The organism is Vitiosangium sp. GDMCC 1.1324 (genome assembly GCF_003044305.1).
In the GTDB taxonomy this organism is placed as follows: Bacteria; Myxococcota; Myxococcia; order Myxococcales; family Myxococcaceae; genus Archangium.
Genome location: NZ_PZOX01000022.1, coordinates 200,307 through 218,669, shown reverse-complemented (window position 1 = coordinate 218,669; position 18,363 = coordinate 200,307). Strand labels below are relative to the sequence as shown.

Here is an 18,363-nt window from a genome sequence, read left to right as displayed (position 1 = left end):
CCTCCGAAGACTCCGATGCCGCCAGACTCGATCCGCTGATCAGCCAGACTCTTCCCACGGGGCGCCCAGCCAGGCCTGGTATGCGGCCTTCTGCGCGTCGGTGGGTTTGTCCACGCGGGCGAGCCACACCGCATCCGCGGGCTTCTGGCCGAGCGTCACCGGTACCTCCACCAACCTGTCCCGGCGGAACACCGTGAGGCGGACCGTGTCCCCGGGGGACTTGTCCTCGCCGCGTGACAGCAGCCCCGCCGCGTCCACCCGCCAGCCGTCGAGCGCCACGAGCTCGTCATCCACGTACAGCCCCGCCTCCTGCGCGGGCGAGCCCTCCAGCACCGTGGCGATGGTGGCGCTCCCCTTGGTGGTGACGCCCAGCCAGCCCCTCGGCCTGCTGTCGTTCTTGCCTCGCGGCGGGGGCGAGCCTCCCTTGTCACTCGCGGACTCGCGCGGACGGAAGCGCGCCTCCAGGCCCACGTGCGAGAGGACGGAGTAGTCCAGCTCCTCCGTGGAGCGCACCGCCCGGTCGAAGAAGGCGCTCAGGTCCTTTCCCGCCACCTCCGAGGCCGCCGCCTCCACACCTTCCTCGGGCACGCCGGACTCGTCGCCGTAGCGCTTCCACAAGAGGCGCATCAGATCGTCCAGGCCCCGCGCGTCGCCCGTGGCTCGGCGGATTTCCAGGTCGAGCAGCGCGGCCACCACCTCGCCCTTGAGGTAATAGGAGATGGAGCTGTTGGGCGAGTGCTCGTCCGGGCGGTAGTGCTTCACCCAGCTCACCAGGGAGGCCTCGGCCAGCGTCTGCGCCTTGCGGCCCGGCGTGGCGTGCAGCGTGGAGAGCGTCTCGCCCAGGCGCGTGAGGTAGCGGCTCGCGCCCATCAGCCCCGCGCGCAGCACGAAGAGGTTGTCGTAGTAGGACGTGGCCCCCTCGAAGGCCCACAGGAGCGAGGTGTAGTTCTCCTGGGCATAGTCGAAGGGGACGAGCGCCTTCGGCTTCACCCGCTTGACGTTCCACAGGTGGAAGTACTCGTGGGCCGCCAGGGTGAGGAAGTCCTCCCAGCCTCGCGAGTTCTGCAACCCCGTGCGCGGGAAGAGGAGCGACGTGGACGCCTTGTGCTCCAGCCCTCCGCGGCCCTTGTCCGTGAGGTAGACGAAGAAGACGTAGCGCTCCAGGGGCAGGCCGCCGAACAGCTTCGCCTGCGCCTCGCAGATGCGCTGCAGGTCCGAGCACAGCCTGCCCGCGTCCGGCACCGCGTCCCCCCACACCACCACCTCGTGCGGCACGTTCGCGGCGGTGAAGGTGAGCGGCGTGTGAGGTCCCACCTCGAAGGGGCTGTCCACCAGCTCGTCGTAGTCCTTCGCGACGAAGGCCTCGCCCCGGCGCTCCAGCGCGGTGAAGGACTTCCAGCCCGGAGGCGCCTGCACGGTGACGTGGTGCTCCAGGCCGCGCGTGGGCTCGGTGTAGAGGAAGAGGGTGGCGCCGTTGAAGTAGCCGTGGCTCCCATCCAGGTGGCTGGTGCGCACGGTGAGCTCGTTGGCGTAGGCGCGGTAGCGCAGCGTCACCGCACGCCCCTGGCCCCGGACGCGCCAGGTGCGCTTGTCCACCCGCTGCACCGCGAGGGGCTCGCCTTCCGGGCCCGCGGCGCTCACGTCCTGCACCTGCCGCGCGAACTCGCGCACGAGGTAGCTGCCCGGCGTCCACACCGGCAGCACGGCCTCGAGCACGTCCGGACCCGCGGGAAAGGTCGCCTCCACCTCGAAGAGGTGCGAGTGCGGACGGAGCATCGAGACTCGATAGTGGACTGCTTCCGGCATTCCGAGCCCTCCAATAGGGGCGAGGGTGACATCGTCCTACGGGGCGGTGGGGGCCGCCCCCGGGGAGGCTACTTCGCGCGCACGAGGATGGCCCCGAAGAAACCATCCGTCCCATGCAGGTGCGGGGCGAGCCGCAGGTAGGGGCCCGCGCCCAGCTTCGCGCCCAGCTCCGGCCCGAGCTCCTCCGCCACCGGCCTCACCGAGTAGTCCGGGTGCCGGGCGAGGAAGTCCTCCACCACGGCCTCGTTCTCCTCGCGGAGCACACTGCACGTGCCGTAGATGAGCCGGCCTCCCGGCTTCACCATCTGCGAGAAGCGCTCCAGCAGCCGCTTCTGCCGCGCCACGTGGTCTTGAATCATCTCGGGCGTGAGGCGGTAGCGCGCGTCCGGCTTGCGCCGGAAGGTGCCCGTGCCGCTGCACGGCGCGTCCACCAGCACCCGGTCCGCCTTGCCCTTCAGGGGCTCGAGCGCCGCGTCCGCCTCGGGGCCCTCGGCGGGGATGACCTGGGTGCGCACGTTGTGCACACCGGCCCGGCGTGCGCGCTTGCGCAGCTCGTCGATGCGGCCCTCGTCCACGTCCAGCGCGTGCAGGTCGCCCCGGTTCTTCATCTGCACGGCGAGCTGCAGCGTCTTGCCGCCCGCGCCCGCGCAGGCGTCCACCACCCGCGTGGGCGGCGCGTCCACCAGCATGCCGAGCAGCTGGCTGCCCTCGTCCTGCAGCTCGAACCAGCCGTCGCGGAAGGCGTTCAGCGAGAAGGCGTTGGTGCGCGTGTCCAGGATGAGCCCGAGCGGCGAGAGCAGGGTGGGGGTCACGTTCACGCCCTCCTGCTCCAGCAGGGCGCGCAGCTGCTCGCGGCTGCCTTTGAAGCCGTTGATGCGGGCGGTGAGGGGGGCCCGCTCATTCATGGCCTCGGCGGCGCGCTCGGCGTCCGCGCCGAACACCTCGCGGAAGCGCGCGGCGAGGAAGTCCGGCAGCGAGGCGGCGATGGGGAAGCGCTTCTCCGGAGGGAGGGCCTCCAGGGCTCGGGCGGCGGTGGGGAGCGAGGCGAGCGCGTCCGCGTCCTGGCCCGTCAGCGCCGAGGTGCGCGCCACCCCGTCCGCGGGCTCGCCGTGGAGGATGCGCGAGGCGGCCAGGCGCAGCACGTCCTGACGCGTCTTGTCCAGGCGGGAGAAGCCGCGGTGGGCGCGCTCGAGCAGGAAGTCCACCGTGCGCTGACGGCGCAGCAGGGCATACACGCGCTCGGCCACGGCCCGGCGCTCGTTGGAGTAGAGGTTGCGCTTGTGACGGAGAGTGAAATCCAGGGCCCGGTCGGCCAGGCGGCCCTCGTGGCGGACGAAGCCATAGGCCTCGAGGCTAGCCTGGAGGACGAGGTCCTCACGCAGCGGGCGGCTCGCGCGGGCGGCCTCGGAGGCGGGCGGCTCACGGCGGGTCTGGGGGGCCCGAGCGGGCGGACGGGGGTTCTTCTTCATGAAAGGCTCCGGGGGCCCGGGAAGCGGGCCCGTACTCCTGTCGGCAGCAGGCGAATCGCATCCCGGGCGCTCAATGACAAGGGTGGAGGCGCTCCGCCCCGTTTCCAGGGCGCTCGCGCCCCTCGTTCTCGGCCTTCCGGCTAGCGGCGGCGACGGCGGCGCAGGGTCGCGGCGAGCAGCCACGCGCCCGCGGGAAGGAGCGCCATGGCCGGGCCAGCCGAGCAGCCGGGGGTGTTCGGGCCCACGTCGTCCGGTGGGTTCGCACCCGGAGTCAGTCCGGTGTCCTCGGAGCTGGGGCTCGGAGGGGAGGGGGCTGGGGCGTCCCGGGCTGGCCGGTGCCCGACGAGGGCGTGGGCTTGGACGTGCCGGGCGGCGTCGAGAGCGGAGGGAGTTCCTTAGGTGAGGGTGAATCGGTCCATCACCTTGCCCGAGGGCGTCAGCACCTGGGTGGTGAGGGTGCCCTCCTCCAGCGCGACATCCAGGTCTTCCAGGGCGCGGTGCTGGCGGCGAGGGAATACAGTCGGTGCATGGTGTCTCCTGTCCGAGCCACTCGGACCAGGAGAGCAACCATCCACCGTTGGACATCCATCCAGTTTCGTGCGGTCTCCCACCTGCCAGGCGGCGGGGGAGCGAGGGGCCGTCAGGTGGTGCGCCCGCGCTGTCCAGTCTGTCCGGGTTTGCTCAGGGCCGCTCGATAGAATGGGCGTCATCCATCGGAGGCGCTGATGACGTCCACGCTGCTGATGCTACTGCTCCGCTCTCTGCTGTTTCCGGAAGGTGTAGGCGCGCTGCGGCCGGGCGCCGTCGCCTCCGTGGGCCTGGGGGTGGATGATGCGCACTGACTCGCCCCGGACCCGGCAGGCGAGCCTGCTGCTCGCCCTGGCCCTGCTGTCCACCGGCTGCGTGTCGCTAACGCCACCACCTGACCGGGGGATGAGTCTGCGTTACACGCCGCGCGAGCCCGTCCCGTCCATATCGGCGGCGGGGCCTGGTGTCGAGGCTCCGGACCTTCTCGCCCCGCCTGAGCCCGAGACACCGCAGCGGCTGCACCGGCGCCGGGCCTCCCGGGAGGAGGTGACGGCGGCGGGCCCGGACAGCACGGAGAGAGATACGCGACAGAGCGCCCTCGCGGCCCAGCTGGCATTTCGCAGTGCCGTTCTCGACGTGTCCAGCTCCACCCGCCGCATCTCCGGCGAGCTCTCCAGACTCAAGGCCAGTGGGCGAGGTGTTGCCGGAGGAACGGGGGTCTTCGTCCGCTATATCGATTATGGCGAAGGTCAACTGCGGTGGATTGACGCCCAGCTCGCTGCCGCCACCCGGCTGACCAACGCCGCCTCGGAGGTGGAGGACCCGGACATGCAGCTCGCCCTGCTTCGCCTCGCGGGCCCACGGCTCGAGGCCGCCATGATGGGCTCGCTCCTGCTCGCCGTCTGGCTCGACCTCCTCCACCTCGCCGACGTCGTGCTCAAACAGTCCTTTTATGGCGTGGAGTATCTGTTCATGGACATGGACCGCTGGCGGGAGATGCTCGAGCCCTCCGTGACGGCACTCTCCTCCCTGGAGCCCGGGCAGGTGGAGGCCGCAGCGCAAGACCTCCCCGCGCTGGTAGGCCACCTCACGAGCGAATTGGCCACGACCATCGAGACCGTGCGCAAGGGGGAGGAAAACGTCGCGAAGGTGCTGCTGCTCAAGGATTCCATCGAGGCGCTCACCATGCTCTGGGCGCTGAAGTTCTCGCTGCCCTCGGTGCCACCGTCCGCTCCCGCCCTGCTTGGCATTGGCCTCTCGGTGGGTGGCAACGGCGTGATGATGGGCACGCGGATTGTCGTGTCCGCCGAGTGGGTGGAGATGGTGCGCCAGCTGGTGCGGGCCGGCGTCCTCTCGCTCCCCGTCGTCAGCGCCGCAGTCCGGATTCAGGCAGGACAAGTGATGCTTGCGCAGGCACACGGCGAACTGCCGCAGGGCGTGCGCGAGGCGCTGGGAGATGGGCCCGAGGTGCGGGGCATGCGGGTGACGGGCCGAGCGGGAGCCGGCATGGCCGAGCCACCGAAGCACCACGTCATGCCCAAAGAGTTCCGCGAGTGGTTCGAGAAGCGCGGCTTCACCGGGGAGATGGACATCGACCGGTTCTGCGTCGAGATGGAGCGGGCGCACCACGAGGCCATTCACGGCGGCGGCGACTGGAAGCTGGGCCGCATATGGCCGGGCGAATGGAACCGGATGATCATGGAGGCGCTGCGCAAAGCCGAGTCCAAGGCGGGCCGGATGCTGACGCGAAATGAGGTCCTGGACATCGTTGCGGAGAATATGAAGGAGTACAAAATCCCGATGAACTTCACCTCTTGGAGAGGAAGATGAGCAAGGACCGTTCCTGGGAGGGCAACTGGAAGGGGCGCCTGTATGAGCGAGTCCGTGCGCGTGGCTACGATTCGCTCACCGCCTTCGCCGAGGCGCGCCCCACCGCCTCGCTGGTGGCGCTGGCCGAGGATCTTGGTCCGGATGATATCGCAGGGGTGCAAGTGTTGAGCGGGTTGCTCGCCGAGGCGGAGCAGCGCAAGCAAGTCACACGCTTTGTGCGTGATGTGCTCGTGCGTATGTTGTCCCAGAGCCTCCCTGATGGCTGGCCGGCCGTGCTGGACGACACCAACCGCTTCAAGGTTGCCAAGGCAATCGGCCGCTGGTTTGCCTATACCCCTGAAACCCATAAGGAGCGCGCCGACAAAGCCGGCGATGCGCTCCTCGCCTCGCCGCCGCCACCGGGCTGGCGCCCTCTAGGCCCCGACGACGAACTGCTGCGCACGCTCCTTCCTGACGAGGAAGTCTGAACTTTCACTCCTGGAGAAAGCGATGACCGACGGACGTGCCTGGGAGGGCAACTGGGTGGCGCGCCTGTATGAGCGGGTGCGCGAGAGGGGTTACGACTCGTTGACTGCCTTTGCTGAGGCGCGCCCCGCCGTTCCGCTGTATTTGCTGGCCGAGGAGCTTGGCAAGGACGACGTCGTCGGGGTGCAGGTGTTCAGAGGGTTGCTTGCAGAGGCGGAGCGAAGCCATCGGGTTACACGCTTTGTGCGTGATGTTCTCGTGCGCGAATTTGCAGAGAGCCTCCCTGACGGCTGGCCGGCTGTGCTGGACGATGCAAATCGTGGAGAGGTTGCCTTGGCGCTTGGCGCGTGGACCGCCGACACCCCAGAAACGCATAAGGAGCGTGTAAGGAGGGCTGGCGGTGCGCTCCTCGCCTCGCCGCCGCCACCGGGCTGGCGCCCTCTAGGCCCCGACGACGAACTGCTGCGCACGCTCCTGCCCGACGAAGAAGTTTGAATCTTCTCTATCCGTTCAGGGGAGCGTTCCGCCTGACGAGACAGGGTTCGGGCGGGTCAGGCTCGCGGCGCTGGTACTGCTCGCTATGAAGTGCGAGAAGACCTGAGTCGAGGCGTACTCTCATGCACTACTTCACTGTCGAGAGAGACGGGTCGGCGGGGTACACGGGCGACGTTGATGCCTCGCACAAGTGGGGGCTGCCCGGCATCATCTGTCCTGCCTGCAAAGCCACCTGGAGTGGAGGTTCCAAGGCGTATCCCTCGGTGGACCTGACGCCGGTGGTCGCCCTGGGCGACTTCGAGAAGGCCCGACCCGAGCCCGCCGAGGAATACGAGAGACTGCGGGAGCTGGTCCGTCCGCTGCTGCCTCCTGGAGCCGTGCTGGACCCGGGCTCGGGCATGGGTCCGCTCGTGGGCAGCGCCCAGGGACGCTTCGGGTCTCTCGTCTCCCCCTATCCCTGGTGGTTGCTGGTGCGGCGTGAGGCGCTCGAGAAGCTCCAGGCAGAGGGGCTACGAGGTCTCAAGGGCTGTCGGACGCAACTGCGCTTCCGCCAGCGAGCCTCCCCCGAACTGCTCGAGCTGGAGCTGCTCCCCGTCGGCTGTGCACACCCGGATTGTCTACCACCGGGTCGCAAGCCTCCCTGTACTCGGTGCGGCCGCCTGGGTCTCATCCTGCCTCATGACCTCGTTCTGGACGCCACCACCCTTCCCAGCAACCTGGATGTCTTCCGGCTGCGGGACTTCTCCACCGTGATTGTCTGCACCGAGCCTTTCGTCGACGCTTGCCAGCGCCTGGGATTGGATGGCGTGACCTTCCGCCCCTTGCCCACGAAGGGTGTCTGACTCAGGGCTTCTTCACGTCGTAGGAGATGAACTCCTCGGTCCGCTCACCAATCTCCTTCACCTTGCCAATGCCAGGCACCAGCCAGTACGTGCGCGCCGGTTCTGTCTTGTTTTTGCGCACGCGCTTCTGGCGGATGGCATGGGTAAATGTCCCTGCCTCGGTGGTGAGGGTTTCATTCAGTCCTGGAGGGACGTCCCGGGCGTCATATCCTGGGTGAGTCCCGCTCCATGGTCTTCTCCTCGCTCAGAGCGCAGGCCGGGAGGTCTCGTCCACCGAGCCGCGCCAAGCCGTGCGCTCCGAGGGGAGCACGGCCGCGTGCGCGGTGGCGACGATGCGGTAGGCATTGCGCAGCACCGGCAGGCGGCTGGAGGTCCGCTTCAGCGCGTGCAGCACGAGGGTCTCGGCCCGCTCCGTCAAGGGCAGGCCCTCCAGCGAGGACACCGCCGTGGCGGGCCAGCGCGTCAGGAAGGCCTCGCGCAGCCGCCATGCACGCGGGTCATCCAGCCCGTCCAGCGAGTCGAGCGCCTCCTTCGTCAGCGGAGCGCCGCGCTCGCGCAGGGCGAAGGACTCGTCGGTGGTGAGCCCGGCCAGTGAGCGCAGCACCAGCTTCAGGGCCTTGTCTTCCAGGGCCAGGCGCAGCTCCCGCGCGAAGGGGGTGTCCAGGCCGTGGATGCTGCGCAGCACCGCCAGCCTGTCGTGGGCGAGCAGGCTCTCGCGCAAGGCGTCCGCCCGCGCCGAGTCCAGGCCGGTGAGGCTGTGCGCCACATTCGTGTACAGCCCGCGCCGCACGCCCAGCTCCCGCGCCGCCCAGGCCGGCTCATCGTCCACCTCGGCCAACCCGCAGAGCACCTCGCTCAGGCGTCCTTCGCGCAGGGCGTGCTCGCGCAGGGCCCAGGCCTCGGGCGAGCCGTTGCGCTTGAGGCTGGAGAGCACCTCCGCGGGCGCGTACGTGTAGAGGCGCTCGCGCAGGGCCATGGCCGGGGGCGCCTGGGTGGAGCCGAGGCTCGAGGCCACGTCCTGGGGCACCACCTCCGCCAGCAGCTCGCGCAGGGCCCAGGCCGGCTCGTCGTCCAGGCCGGAGAGGCTGCGCACGGTGAGGCCCGGGAAGCGCTCCACGAAGCCCAACCGCCGCTGGTGCGCGGCGAAGCCGGGGATGCCGCCCAGCAGCCACACCGAGAGCTGGGGCTCGCGCACCTCCAGGTTGTCCAGCATGCGGAAGAAGTGCTCCTCCACGTCGTCCACCGTCGCCGGTTCCCACTCCGGTGTGTCGTGCGGCGGGGTGATCCGCTGCGCTGGCAGCTCGCGTCCCTCCAGCCGAGCCACCACCGCCTCCACGATGCGCTGCTCCAGCACGCGCAGGGGCTGGTCGTTGTTCTCGATGACGAGCCAGTGCGCCGGGTCCTTGCGCGCCAGGCCGAGGAAGGCCTCTCGCATCCGCGCCGCCAGGCCCGCTCCGGCCAGCCCCTTGCGGCTGTCCGGGTCCGAGGTCCGCTCGCCCCGGCTCTTCCCCAGCCGCTTGCGCAGCCGGGCCAGGTCCGGCTCCACGTCCACCAGGATGACGAGGTCCGGCCACAGCCCCTGCGAGGCCAGCTCGCACGCCGGCTCGAGCGATGCTCCGGGCAGCCCGCGCCCGCCGCCACTGAGGGCCAGTTGCGAGTAGAGGTAGCGATCGCTGATGCACACCTCGCCGCGCGCCAGGGCGGGGGCGATGACCTCCTCCAATTGCTGCGCGTCGCGGGCGAGGTTGAGGAAGAACTCGGTGCGCGGCGACATCTCCAGCAGTGCCGGGTCGCGGGTGAGCTCGCGGATGCGCCGGGCGATGGGCGAGCGCAGCTCCCCGCCCTCGCGCGCGTGCGTCACCCGGTAGCCGAGCCGCCTCAGCCGCTGCGCCAGGAGGTTGGACAGGGTCGTCTTGCCGCTGCCGTCAATGCCTTCGAAGTCGATGAACACGGTTGCTCAACCCCCCACAATCCCGTCCGCGACGAAGTCGTGGACCCTGGCCATCCCCTCGGCGAACTTGCTGTACGCCGGCCTGCACCCGGGGTTGAGGGCCGCGAGCCACTCGGGCAACTCCTCCCCCAGGTGCTTCACCTCCACCACCACCTGCCCGTCCAGGGCCAGCGGCTCGCCCAACCGCTCCGCGCTCAGCGTCATCGCTCCGAGCGCCAGTTCCGGCGTCACGCGGTGGAAGCCGATGTCCCGGTCCACCGTCACCCGCCAGGTCTGCGAGCACTGGTACACGTGCCGCCGGTACGTCACCGCCAGCACCGGAAGCAGGCTGCCTCCGGCGATGAGTGGCAGCAGGCGCACGCCGCCCCGCAGTACGTGGGCGAGCTGCGCGCGCGGCACCCACACCCGGCGCTTCTGGGTGAGGCCATGGCGTTCGCGCTTCACCTCCAGCACCACGCGCTGCACGCCGCCGGCCCCTATGTCCGGCGAGTACTCCTTGGTGCGCACCTTGAGACAGTCCCGCGGGGTGCTCACGGCGCGCCGGGCCAGCGGGTAGCCCGGCTTGTCGAAGTAGACGGAGGTGATGCGCGTGGGAGGGGACAGGTAGCCACCCAGCGACGCGGAGAGCCTCGCGCAGAGGGCCATGGCCTCGTCCATCTCCATCACCCGCTTGAACTCCCGGCGCAGCCGGGTGACTTCTCCTTCCGCGAACTGGAGCATGGTCGGTCTCCGTTCCTAGAAGCGCATGGCGAGCTGCCGCGAGTACTCGAAGCCCGCGGCCTCGTCGCCAGGGCGCAGCGCGTGCTCGGTCTGGAGCTGGGCCTTGACGTCGGTGCGGGTGCCCTCGAAGACCTCCGTGGCGAGGAGCCCCCGTCGTCCCTTGTCACCCCATCGCCCCTCGGCCATGCACTCCTCCCCGCCCGATCCTCACGGGGGAGTGCAACCGGGGTGCCCGAAAGGAGGGCGTTCGAGGGCGGACAGTCGTCAGGCCCCGCCGTCCGAAAGCCATCGCCCCCGGGTCGTCCCCCGTGCGTCAAAGGGAAGCAAACTTCCACACGAGGGTGGCGGGCGGCCTGTCGAAGTTACTGGTCCGCGGGGGGCTTGTTTTCAGCCTCCACCAGGGTGGAGGAGGAAGGAGCAGCGCCCACGGCTGGAGGCTCGGCCGGAGGGGGCGAGGCGGGAGGCACCGGAGGCGCCTCGGACCCGGGGGCGGGGAGGGTGAGCGCCGCCGGAGGTTCGGTGGCGGGCGGGGCTTCGGTTCCGGGGACGGGGGGCGTGTCCACCACCGGCGTCGCGGCCGCCGGAGCGGAGGGCGTCTCTTCCGGAGGTGCCGGCTCATCCGCGGGCAGGGGCCGGGTTCTCTCCTCCGGCTGATCCCCCTTGATGAGACTGCGCACGGTGTACCCGAGCAGTGCCAGGCACCCCAGCCCGAGCACGCCCCAGCCGATCATCCGAGGCACCTGAGTGGTGGCCACCTCGAAGGCCGCATGGAGCGACTTGTGCCGGGTCGTCCGGAAGCTGATGTCGAGCAGGTAGGGGCCGTCGTGCTCGGGGGTGAAGGTGGCCTCCCAGTGTCCCTTGGTGCGCGGCACGGTGAGGCTCTGTCCGTGGTTGGCGCCTGCTTCACGCAGAGTGAGGATGAGGGGGCCCTCGAAGGGGGCGCCCTCGAAGCTGCCCACCTGGAGGTTGACCCGAAGGGGCTGGCCCTCGCGAGGTACGGCGGGGAGGATGCTCCCCTGGAGGCGCTCCTCGGTGTCCGACCAGGACAACTCCAGCGCGTCTTCATGGACCTCGATGTCGATCTTATCGGTGGGCGCCCTGGGCAAAGGAGGGTCGGCCGCGGCGGCGGTAGCCAGCAACAGGCCGGTCACCAGAGGGAACCAGCGGATTCTCACGGGCCGTCTTTGCCTCGCCCTGGTACGTCGCCTAAGATGCAACGCCCTGACGTCTTCCACTTCGCGCTTGCTCCCCCCGGCGAGCAACCCGGGATGAACCCTCAACTCTTCGGCAAATATCAGCTCATCAAGAAGCTCGCCACTGGTGGCATGGCCGAGGTCTGGCTTGCGCGCCAGAAGGGCATCGAGGGTTTCGCCAAGAACGTGGTGGTGAAGCGGATCCTCCCCCACCTCGCCGAGGACGGCGAGTTCGTGGAGATGTTCCGCAACGAGGCGCTGATCGCCGCCAAGTTCAACCACCCGAACATCGCGCAGGTGTACGAGTTCGGCGAGGCCAACGGCACCTACTTCATCGCCATGGAGTTCATCCACGGCGAGGACCTCGGGCGGGTGATGCGCAAGGCGTACAACGCCGGGGGGTGGATCGCCCGGCCGCTCGCCATCCGCATGGTGGCCTCGGCGTGCGAGGGCCTCTACTACGCCCATACGCGCACGGATGACTCGGGCCGCCCGCTGAAGGTGGTGCACCGCGACATCTCGCCGCAGAACATCCTCATCAGCTTCGATGGCTCGGTGAAGCTGGTGGACTTCGGCATCGCCAAGGCGGCGGACCAGGCGTCGCTGACGAAGTCGGGCGCCATCAAGGGCAAGTTCGCGTACATGGCGCCGGAGCAGGCCGCGGGCAAGGCGCTGGACAGCCGCGCGGACATCTTCGCCATCGGCCTGGTGCTCTACGAGCTGCTCACCGGCACCCGTCCGCTCAAGCGCGAGTCGGAGCTGGGCACGCTGCAGGCCGCGCTCGAGTGCAACATCCTGCCGCCCTCGCAGGTGGCGGAGGTGCCGGAGGAGCTGGACTCGGTGGTGATGCGGGCGCTGGCCAAGGCCGCGGACGATCGCTACCGGGACGCGCGCCAGTTGCAGCTCGCGCTGGAGGAGTTCCTCGTCAGCCAGCGGTGGGTCGCCGGCTCGGTGCAGATCTCCGAGCTGATGGAGACGCTCTTCGCGGACCGGCTAGACGAGGAGAAGCGCAGCGGCAATCCGGAGCCCCGGAGCGAGGAGTCGATGTCGGCGATGCCGGTGGCGCCGGAGCCGCCGCCCGAGGAGCCGCCTCCGCCACAGCGCAGCAGCTCGCGCGTCGAGCCGCGTGCCGCCTCCAACCAGACGAGCACCTCCGCCGTCGACATGAGCTGGGAGGCGCCGCCGGGCGAGATGCCGAATCAGCGGCGTACGGGGACTCGTGCGGGGGTCGTCAACAAGCGCACCGAGTCGGCCACGCTGCCGATGACCAGCGACACGCCCGAGGTGGAGGAGTGGGAGGCGCCTCCGGCCACGGAGGTTCCCCGCCGCCGCACGAGCAACGAGGCGCCGCGCCGGACCAACGTTGGCGCCACGTCCGTGGCGCGTACACCCAGCCGCGTGGAGGTGTCTCGGGGCACCAACACCGAGGCGCCCGTTCCGCGGCGCACGGGCACCGAGTCCCCCGCCATGCGGCGCTCGGGGACCCGGGCAGGTGAGCCGGCGGCGGACGCGGAAGTGCCGCAGCCCCGGCTCACTCGCGGTGCCGCGGCCGCCAACCCGCGCCCCCGGCCCATCGAGGAGGACGAGGATCCGGAGCGCACGATGTTGCCGCCCCCGCCGGAGCCCGCCGAGCCCCCTCGCAGGCGCACAGGGGTGGCCGCCTCCGCCCAGCAGCAGCAGACCGAGCAACCCCCCCGGCGGCGCACCACCAGCCGCGCGGAGATGCCCGAGCCGCCCGTGGCCCCTCGTCGGCGCACCTCCATGGTGGGGGCGGCGGACGAGCTGGAGGACGAGGACGTCAGTGCTCCCGGCGCCAGGGCGAAGCCCGCCGCCGCGAAGGGCCGTGCACTGCCTCCGCTGAAGAACCTGCTCGGGGCGTTCGTGGCGCTGGCCGTGGTGGGCCTGGCGGTCATCTTCCGCCACCAGCTGCTGGACATCCTCGGCAGCTCGGCCATGGACGGGCAGGGCATCTACCTCAACGTCACCTCCAACCAGCGCGTGCAGGTGTCCGTGAGGCACAGCGCGCGGTGCCGCAGCTCCGAGCCCATCACGGTGCTCGGCTACACGCCGCTGCAGCGCATGGGCGGGGCGCACGTGCAGGACACGCTCATCCTGGAGAACAAGGAGCAGGGCATCCACGACGAGATCGAGGTGCCCTTCGGCGAGCCCCAGGAGACGAAGACGATCGAGCGCAACTTCCAGATGGGCTACTTCCGGCCCAAGCTGGTGCCGCGCAACGTCTCGGGCATCGAGATCTACCGTGACGGCCAGAAGCTGGCGCTCTACCAGCCCGGGTTGAAGGTGGAGCTGGTGGAGGGCACGCACCACCTGGTGTTCCAGAGCGGGTCGCTCAAGGAGCCGGTGATGGTGGATGTCGAGGTGAAGGCCCGCGACATCACCGACAAGACGGTGGACCTGTCGTCGTACCTCCGGTAGCGCGGGTCAGTAGCGCGGCAGGCTCGGGTCCACGGCGCGGGAGTAGAGGTCGATCCCCCCGCGCAGGGACACCGCGTCCAGGCCGCGCGAGCGCAGGTACGCGGTGCCGTCCAGGCTGCGCACGCCGTGGTGGCAGTAGACGACGACGGGCCGGCCCCGGAAGGCCTCCAGCTCGTCCGCGCGCTCGTCCAGCTCCGGCAGGGGGATGAGCACCGAGCCCGGGAGCGCCACGTAGGCATTCTCCTCGGGGAAGCGCACGTCGAGCAGCATGGGCCGCGCCTCGGGCGGGCCGGAGAGCTGGGAGGCGAGGGTGGAGGGGTCGATCTCCGGGATGGGCACGAGGGTCTCCATTCAGGCGGAAGAGGCGCAGAAGCGCTCGTAGTCGATGAGCTCCACCTTCGCCCCGGGCGAGCAGACAGGGCAGTGGGGATCTCTGCGCAGCTTGAGCTCCTGGAAGCGGGTGCCGAGCGCGTCGAAGGTGAGCAGGCGCCCCACGAGCGGCTCGCCCACGCCGAGGATGAGCTTGAGGGCCTCGTTGGCCTGGAAGAGGCCGATGATGCCGGGGAGCACGCCGAGCACCCCGGCCTCGGCGCACGAGGGCGCGAGCTCGGGAGGCGGTGGGGCGGGGTAGAGGCAGCGGTAGCAGGGGCCCTGGCCGGGGACGAAGGTGGTGACCTGACCCTCGAAGCGGAAGATGGAGCCGTGGAGGTTGGGCTTGCCCTGGATGAGGCACGCGTCGTTGAGCAGGTAGCGGGTGGGGAAGTTGTCCCCGCCGTCGAGCACGAGGTCGAAGCCCTCGAGGATGCGCAGCACGTTCTCCGAGGTGAGGCGCTCCTGGAAGGGCACCACCTTCACGTCGGGGTTGAGGGCCTCGAGGGTGGCGCGGGCGCTCTCCACCTTGGGCTGGCCGGCGCGCTCGTGGGTGTGGAGCACCTGGCGCTGGAGGTTGCTCAGGTCGACCACGTCCGCGTCGACGATGCCCAGGGTGCCCACGCCCGCGGCGGCGAGGTAGAGCGCGGCCGGCGAGCCCAGCCCGCCCGCGCCGAGCAGCAGCACCCTGGACTTGAGGAGCTTCGCCTGCCCTTCCTCACCGACCTCGGGGAGGATGAGGTGGCGGCGGTAGCGCTCCTTCTGGGCGGGGGTGAGCACCACCGGCTTCTCCACCGGGTAGTGCGCGTCGCTCCAGCGGTTGTAGCCGCCGGCCAGCGAGGCCACGCGCGTGTAGCCCATGTGTTGCAGGGTGCGAGCCGCCAGCGCCGAGCGGGTGCCTCCAGCGCAGTAGAGGACGAGCTCCTCGTCGCGCGAGGCCTTCTCCTCGATGCGCAGCTCGAGGTAGCCCCGGGGGATGTGCACCGCGCCCGGCAGCCGGCCTCCCGCGTACTCGTCGCCCTCGCGCACGTCGATGAGTTTCACGGGGGCACGCGAGTCCAGCAGGCGCTTGACGTCCTCGACGGAGACCTCGCGGATCTCCTTCTTCGTGGCGGACAGCAACTCGCGGAAGGTGGCGGTCATGGGGGCAACCGTATAACGCGTGCCCGGCGGGATTTTCCTTCGACAATGAGGGGGCCCGGTGGGTGCTCCCGGACGTACGGGAGGATCCGGGGCGCTCGGCGCCCTGTCGTGCGGCCTGGCACTCGAGAGCTGGCTCTGGGCGCTCCATGGGTTCACCCGAGGACATCGGGGCGCCAGTGCGTGGTTCCGGCACTGGCCCCACCTTCATGACGGGACAGATTCCGTGGGTGGATGCAGGTCGTACCCTGGAGACGGGTCCGGCCGGCCCGGGATCCCACGGGCATGGATGGCAATTTCGGCGCCCGGCGTTATAAGGCGCCTTCTAGGAGACCGACCCACATGGATACGACGACCACCCCCGTTCAGACGACTCCCGCTCCCCAGGGCACGCCCTCGCACCCGGTGAAGCTCACCGAGGCCGCCGTGGCCCAGGTGAAGAAGGTCGTCCAGGACCAGGGCTTCCAGGGCTACTTCTTCTCGATTCGCGTGGTGCCGGCGGGCTGCAGCGGTCTGGGCTACGACCTGAACCTGGTGCGCGAGACCAAGGCCGGCGACGTCACCTGGGAGCAGGATGGCGTGAAGATCGCGACGGACGCGCTGAGCAGCAAGTACCTCTCCGGCACGGAGATCGACTTCGTATCGGGCGTGACGGGCGCGGGCTTCAAGTTCAACAACCCGAACGCCAAGTCGTCCTGCGGCTGCGGGACCTCGTTCACGACCTGAGATGAACCCGCTCGTCACGGTGCCCTGCGCCGTGACGGTGGTTCCAGGGGAGAGGGAAGCCGCTCCACACGGAGCGCCCCTCGCCCCTTTTTCGTTACCCCGCCGCGCCGGGCTTGATGACGCGCTGCCAGGCGAGGCTCGTCTGCTTGCGCGCGAGCCGGTCCTGGCGCCGCTGCTCGGCCTCGCGGAAGGCCTCGTGCTCCTGCTCCGTCTCCAGCTTCAGCGGCGGCACCGGCACCTTCTTGCCGTCCGCCGTGAGCGCCACGAAGGTCAGCAGGGCGCTCGTGGTGAGGTGCTTGTCCCCGGTCATCGGGTTCTCCGCCGTCACCGTCACGCCCACCTCCATCGACGTGCGGAAGGTGGCGATGACGCGCGAGTGCAGCGTCACGTTCCAGCCCACCTTGATGGGGGCGTGGAAGTGCAGGTCGTCCATGGAGGCGGTGACCACCACCTGGCGGCAGTGGCGCTGGGCGGCGATGGCTCCGCAGACGTCGATCCACTCCATCACCTTGCCGCCGAACGCCGCGTTCACCGGGTTGGCGTCCGAGGGGAGGATCATCTGCGTCATCACCACTTCGGAATCGCGGGGACTCTTGGCGGGGAGCTCGGACTGCTCGGGCACGTCGGACCTCAGGCGAGGAAGGTGGAGACCCGGTCGAGGAACTCCTCGCGTCCCCGGCCGGTGCGGATGTCCTGGTTCGTCACGTCCAGCACCAGGCAGTCCACGCCGTACTTGTTCTGCAGCACCATGGGGAAGGTGGCGTAGTAGCCGTTGAGCCCGCGCAGGAAGCCCTTCTCGATTCCCTTCTCCTCCTCGCGGCCGCGCTCGCGGATGCGCCCCAGCAGCACGTCCACCGTGGGCACGTCGAAGCAGATGACCCGATCCGGACGCACGATGGTGCGCGTCATGCGCTGGAAGTACTCGAAGTACAGGTCCAGCTCCTTGTTCGTCATGTGCCCCAGGCCGTGCAGGTACTTGGCGAAGATCTCCGGGTCCTCGTAGAGCGTGCGGTCCTGCACGCAGCTCTTCTTCACCGAGTGGATGAGCTCATGGTGCTCGACGCGCCGGATGAGGAACTCGAGCTGGAGCGTGAAGGACCACCGCCCCATGTTGGCGTAGTAGTCCTTGAGGAAGCGGTTATCGATGACGGGCTCGTCGAAGAGCTCGAAACCGAAGCTCTGGCTGATGATCTTCGCGGCCGTCGTCTTCCCCGCGCCGATGTTGCCCGCCAGGGCGACGAAGCGCTTGCCGCGAGGGGCTCGCGGGCGGCGCACCGTGTTGCGCGCGGGGGCCTCGGGCTCGGGGACCGGAGCCGGGGGAGAGACCTCGGCCGGCTCGGGCGCGGCGGGAGTCAGTGCGGCGTTGGGAGCTGTCGCTGCCTTCGGTGCGCGCTTGCGCTGGGGAGAGCGGGGCATACGGGAAAGGGCTTAACGCGGGTTTCGTCGCTCGTCCAAGACCTGGCGGAGCAGGTCCGGCCTGTCCGTCATGATGCCACCGACTCCCTCCGACACGAGCTGGCGCATCTCCCGGGGGTCATCCACCGTCCACACATTGAGCCACTTGCCCTGGGCCTCCACCGCGCGCACGAGGGCCTCGTCCACCAGGCGCACGTCGCCGAAGTACAGGGGCATGTCCAGGACGGTGTAGCGCGGGTCGTCCGGGGGCTGCTCGCCCGCCCGCACCGTGAGTACGTAGGAGGCCAGCGCGTCACGCGGGTAGAAGTGGCAGGCGTCCGGCATCGCCCGCGCCAGCCGCTCGCCCACGCTGTCCAGCTCGCTGCCCACGCACGCGTGCTCCAGCGCGCCCTCCTCGCGCAGCACCTGGAAGAAGGCGTCCTCGATGCCCGGCACGTCCGGCTTCACCTCGATGTTGAAGCGCAGGCCCGGGAAGGCGCGCAGCAGCTCGCGCAGGGAGGGCATGCGCACGCCCTGGCCCCGGAAGGGGAAGGTGTGGCCTCCGTCCGGGGTGAAGGTATGGCCGGCGTCCAGGCGCTGGAGCTCGGCCAGGGTGAAGTCCGCGACGTTCCCCACGCCGTTGGTGCACCGCTCGAGGGTGTCGTCGTGGGCCACCACCAGCTCTCCGTCGCGGGTGAGGTGGACGTCCGTCTCCAGCACCTGGGTGTGGTAGCGCTCCACCGCCATGCGGAAGGCGGCCAGGGTGTTCTCCGGCGCGAGCAGTGAGCCTCCCCGGTGGGAGATGTGCAGGGTGGGGGAGAGGCCGCGGAAGTAGGGGTGCCTGGGGTGCGGCATGGAGCGTTCTCCGGGCTGGGGGCCGAGCGGCGAAAGGCCGGGGACCCTTCCTTGCCGGGGTTCACGGCCCGCCGGTATAAGACCCGGCAGACGAGACCGGCGAAGCGGGACTTCTAGGAGTCTCGTGCCGGAAAATCCACAGG

19 protein-coding genes are annotated in these 18,363 nt (G+C 69.9%); 6 read left to right on the top strand and 13 right to left on the bottom strand.

Going from position 1 to position 18,363, the window contains the following annotated elements; translation table 11 throughout:
* Positions 1 to 39 precede the first annotated feature (39 nt).
* The 4 genes from DAT35_RS44745 to DAT35_RS44730 form a co-directional block, all read right to left on the bottom strand.
* Positions 40 to 1,806 (bottom strand): M61 family metallopeptidase, encoded by a 1,767-nt coding sequence (locus tag DAT35_RS44745; protein WP_108075446.1) that lies wholly within the window; start codon positions 1,804 to 1,806, stop codon positions 40 to 42.
* 68 nt (positions 1,807 to 1,874) lie between these two features.
* Positions 1,875 to 3,275, bottom strand: coding sequence for an RsmB/NOP family class I SAM-dependent RNA methyltransferase (locus tag DAT35_RS44740; RefSeq protein ID WP_108075445.1), 1,401 nt, complete (start codon positions 3,273 to 3,275; stop codon positions 1,875 to 1,877).
* A 140-nt stretch (positions 3,276 to 3,415) separates the two neighbouring features.
* On the bottom strand, positions 3,416 to 3,520 hold the full coding sequence (locus tag DAT35_RS62530) for an MYXO-CTERM sorting domain-containing protein (RefSeq protein WP_108075444.1): 105 nt from the start codon (positions 3,518 to 3,520) through the stop codon (positions 3,416 to 3,418).
* 150 nt (positions 3,521 to 3,670) lie between these two features.
* On the bottom strand, positions 3,671 to 3,850 hold the full coding sequence (locus DAT35_RS44730) for a hypothetical protein (RefSeq protein ID WP_108075443.1): 180 nt from the start codon (positions 3,848 to 3,850) through the stop codon (positions 3,671 to 3,673).
* A 253-nt stretch (positions 3,851 to 4,103) separates the two neighbouring features.
* On the opposite strand from DAT35_RS44730, the gene DAT35_RS44725 reads away from it, so the two are divergent.
* The 4 genes from DAT35_RS44725 (at position 4,104) to DAT35_RS44710 (ending at position 7,435) form a co-directional block, all read left to right on the top strand.
* Positions 4,104 to 5,633 carry a DUF2380 domain-containing protein gene (locus tag DAT35_RS44725; RefSeq protein ID WP_369946334.1) on the top strand — a complete coding sequence of 510 codons (1,530 nt, stop codon included), beginning with the start codon at positions 4,104 to 4,106 and terminating at the stop codon, positions 5,631 to 5,633.
* Positions 5,630 to 6,100, top strand: a complete 471-nt coding sequence (locus tag DAT35_RS44720; protein WP_108075441.1) for an NUDIX hydrolase — start codon at positions 5,630 to 5,632, stop codon at positions 6,098 to 6,100. The genes DAT35_RS44725 and DAT35_RS44720 overlap by 4 nt, the downstream gene beginning before the upstream one ends.
* A gap of 22 nt (positions 6,101 to 6,122) precedes the next feature.
* Complete coding sequence (locus DAT35_RS44715; RefSeq protein WP_108075440.1) at positions 6,123 to 6,593, top strand: NUDIX hydrolase; 471 nt, start codon at positions 6,123 to 6,125, stop codon at positions 6,591 to 6,593.
* Between the two features lie 122 nt (positions 6,594 to 6,715).
* The gene (locus DAT35_RS44710) at positions 6,716 to 7,435 is read left to right on the top strand and encodes a double-CXXCG motif protein (RefSeq protein WP_108075439.1); all 720 of its coding nucleotides are present in this window, start codon (positions 6,716 to 6,718) and stop codon (positions 7,433 to 7,435) included.
* Positions 7,436 to 7,679: 244 nt separating this feature from the next.
* On the opposite strand, the gene tmk is transcribed toward DAT35_RS44710, so the two are convergent.
* The 4 genes from tmk to DAT35_RS44695 all read right to left on the bottom strand — a co-directional run bounded on the left by tmk (position 7,680) and on the right by DAT35_RS44695 (position 11,281).
* Positions 7,680 to 9,386, bottom strand: coding sequence for a dTMP kinase (gene tmk / locus DAT35_RS44705; RefSeq protein WP_108075438.1), 1,707 nt, complete (start codon positions 9,384 to 9,386; stop codon positions 7,680 to 7,682).
* Between the two features lie 6 nt (positions 9,387 to 9,392).
* On the bottom strand, positions 9,393 to 10,106 hold the full coding sequence (locus DAT35_RS44700; protein ID WP_108075437.1) for a VTC domain-containing protein: 714 nt from the start codon (positions 10,104 to 10,106) through the stop codon (positions 9,393 to 9,395).
* Between the two features lie 15 nt (positions 10,107 to 10,121).
* Positions 10,122 to 10,292 (bottom strand): hypothetical protein, encoded by a 171-nt coding sequence (locus DAT35_RS59490; RefSeq protein ID WP_158502142.1) that lies wholly within the window; start codon positions 10,290 to 10,292, stop codon positions 10,122 to 10,124.
* Between the two features lie 176 nt (positions 10,293 to 10,468).
* Positions 10,469 to 11,281, bottom strand: a complete 813-nt coding sequence (locus DAT35_RS44695) for a hypothetical protein (RefSeq protein WP_108075436.1) — start codon at positions 11,279 to 11,281, stop codon at positions 10,469 to 10,471.
* A 93-nt stretch (positions 11,282 to 11,374) separates the two neighbouring features.
* Between DAT35_RS44695 and DAT35_RS44690 the strand changes: the two genes are divergently transcribed.
* Positions 11,375 to 13,735 carry a protein kinase gene (locus tag DAT35_RS44690; RefSeq protein ID WP_108075435.1) on the top strand — a complete coding sequence of 787 codons (2,361 nt, stop codon included), beginning with the start codon at positions 11,375 to 11,377 and terminating at the stop codon, positions 13,733 to 13,735.
* A 6-nt stretch (positions 13,736 to 13,741) separates the two neighbouring features.
* Here DAT35_RS44690 and DAT35_RS44685 read toward each other — a convergent pair whose 3' ends face one another.
* Positions 13,742 to 14,074 (bottom strand): rhodanese-like domain-containing protein, encoded by a 333-nt coding sequence (locus DAT35_RS44685; protein ID WP_108075481.1) that lies wholly within the window; start codon positions 14,072 to 14,074, stop codon positions 13,742 to 13,744.
* 12 nt (positions 14,075 to 14,086) lie between these two features.
* A complete protein-coding gene (moeB, locus tag DAT35_RS44680; protein ID WP_108075434.1) occupies positions 14,087 to 15,247 on the bottom strand; it encodes a molybdopterin-synthase adenylyltransferase MoeB in 1,161 nt (386 codons plus the stop codon).
* A 339-nt stretch (positions 15,248 to 15,586) separates the two neighbouring features.
* Between moeB and DAT35_RS44675 the strand changes: the two genes are divergently transcribed.
* A complete protein-coding gene (locus tag DAT35_RS44675) occupies positions 15,587 to 15,970 on the top strand; it encodes an iron-sulfur cluster assembly accessory protein (protein WP_108075433.1) in 384 nt (127 codons plus the stop codon).
* A 94-nt stretch (positions 15,971 to 16,064) separates the two neighbouring features.
* Here DAT35_RS44675 and DAT35_RS44670 read toward each other — a convergent pair whose 3' ends face one another.
* From DAT35_RS44670 to DAT35_RS44660, 3 genes are all read right to left on the bottom strand, one after another.
* Positions 16,065 to 16,538 carry an acyl-CoA thioesterase gene (locus DAT35_RS44670; protein ID WP_108075480.1) on the bottom strand — a complete coding sequence of 158 codons (474 nt, stop codon included), beginning with the start codon at positions 16,536 to 16,538 and terminating at the stop codon, positions 16,065 to 16,067.
* Between the two features lie 62 nt (positions 16,539 to 16,600).
* Complete coding sequence (locus DAT35_RS44665; RefSeq protein ID WP_108075432.1) at positions 16,601 to 17,386, bottom strand: deoxynucleoside kinase; 786 nt, start codon at positions 17,384 to 17,386, stop codon at positions 16,601 to 16,603.
* A 12-nt stretch (positions 17,387 to 17,398) separates the two neighbouring features.
* Complete coding sequence (locus tag DAT35_RS44660) at positions 17,399 to 18,220, bottom strand: glycerophosphodiester phosphodiesterase (RefSeq protein ID WP_108075431.1); 822 nt, start codon at positions 18,218 to 18,220, stop codon at positions 17,399 to 17,401.
* Positions 18,221 to 18,363 lie beyond the last annotated feature (143 nt).

What these genes read in the sequence shown, in the direction of transcription:
- DAT35_RS44745 (WP_108075446.1), bottom strand. Translation starts at nt 1,806, where the DNA reads ATGCCGGAAGCAGTCCACTATCGAGTCTCGATGCTCCGTCCGCACTCG.
- DAT35_RS44740 (WP_108075445.1), bottom strand. Translation starts at nt 3,275, where the DNA reads ATGAAGAAGAACCCCCGTCCGCCCGCTCGGGCCCCCCAGACCCGCCGT.
- DAT35_RS44725 (WP_369946334.1), top strand. Translation starts at nt 4,104, where the DNA reads ATGATGCGCACTGACTCGCCCCGGACCCGGCAGGCGAGCCTGCTGCTC.
- DAT35_RS44720 (WP_108075441.1), top strand. Translation starts at nt 5,630, where the DNA reads ATGAGCAAGGACCGTTCCTGGGAGGGCAACTGGAAGGGGCGCCTGTAT.
- DAT35_RS44715 (WP_108075440.1), top strand. Translation starts at nt 6,123, where the DNA reads ATGACCGACGGACGTGCCTGGGAGGGCAACTGGGTGGCGCGCCTGTAT.
- DAT35_RS44710 (WP_108075439.1), top strand. Translation starts at nt 6,716, where the DNA reads ATGCACTACTTCACTGTCGAGAGAGACGGGTCGGCGGGGTACACGGGC.
- DAT35_RS44700 (WP_108075437.1), bottom strand. Translation starts at nt 10,106, where the DNA reads ATGCTCCAGTTCGCGGAAGGAGAAGTCACCCGGCTGCGCCGGGAGTTC.
- DAT35_RS59490 (WP_158502142.1), bottom strand. Translation starts at nt 10,292, where the DNA reads ATGGCCGAGGGGCGATGGGGTGACAAGGGACGACGGGGGCTCCTCGCC.
- DAT35_RS44690 (WP_108075435.1), top strand. Translation starts at nt 11,375, where the DNA reads ATGAACCCTCAACTCTTCGGCAAATATCAGCTCATCAAGAAGCTCGCC.
- moeB (WP_108075434.1), bottom strand. Translation starts at nt 15,247, where the DNA reads ATGACCGCCACCTTCCGCGAGTTGCTGTCCGCCACGAAGAAGGAGATC.
- DAT35_RS44675 (WP_108075433.1), top strand. Translation starts at nt 15,587, where the DNA reads ATGGATACGACGACCACCCCCGTTCAGACGACTCCCGCTCCCCAGGGC.
- DAT35_RS44670 (WP_108075480.1), bottom strand. Translation starts at nt 16,538, where the DNA reads ATGACGCAGATGATCCTCCCCTCGGACGCCAACCCGGTGAACGCGGCG.
- DAT35_RS44665 (WP_108075432.1), bottom strand. Translation starts at nt 17,386, where the DNA reads ATGCCCCGCTCTCCCCAGCGCAAGCGCGCACCGAAGGCAGCGACAGCT.
- DAT35_RS44660 (WP_108075431.1), bottom strand. Translation starts at nt 18,220, where the DNA reads ATGCCGCACCCCAGGCACCCCTACTTCCGCGGCCTCTCCCCCACCCTG.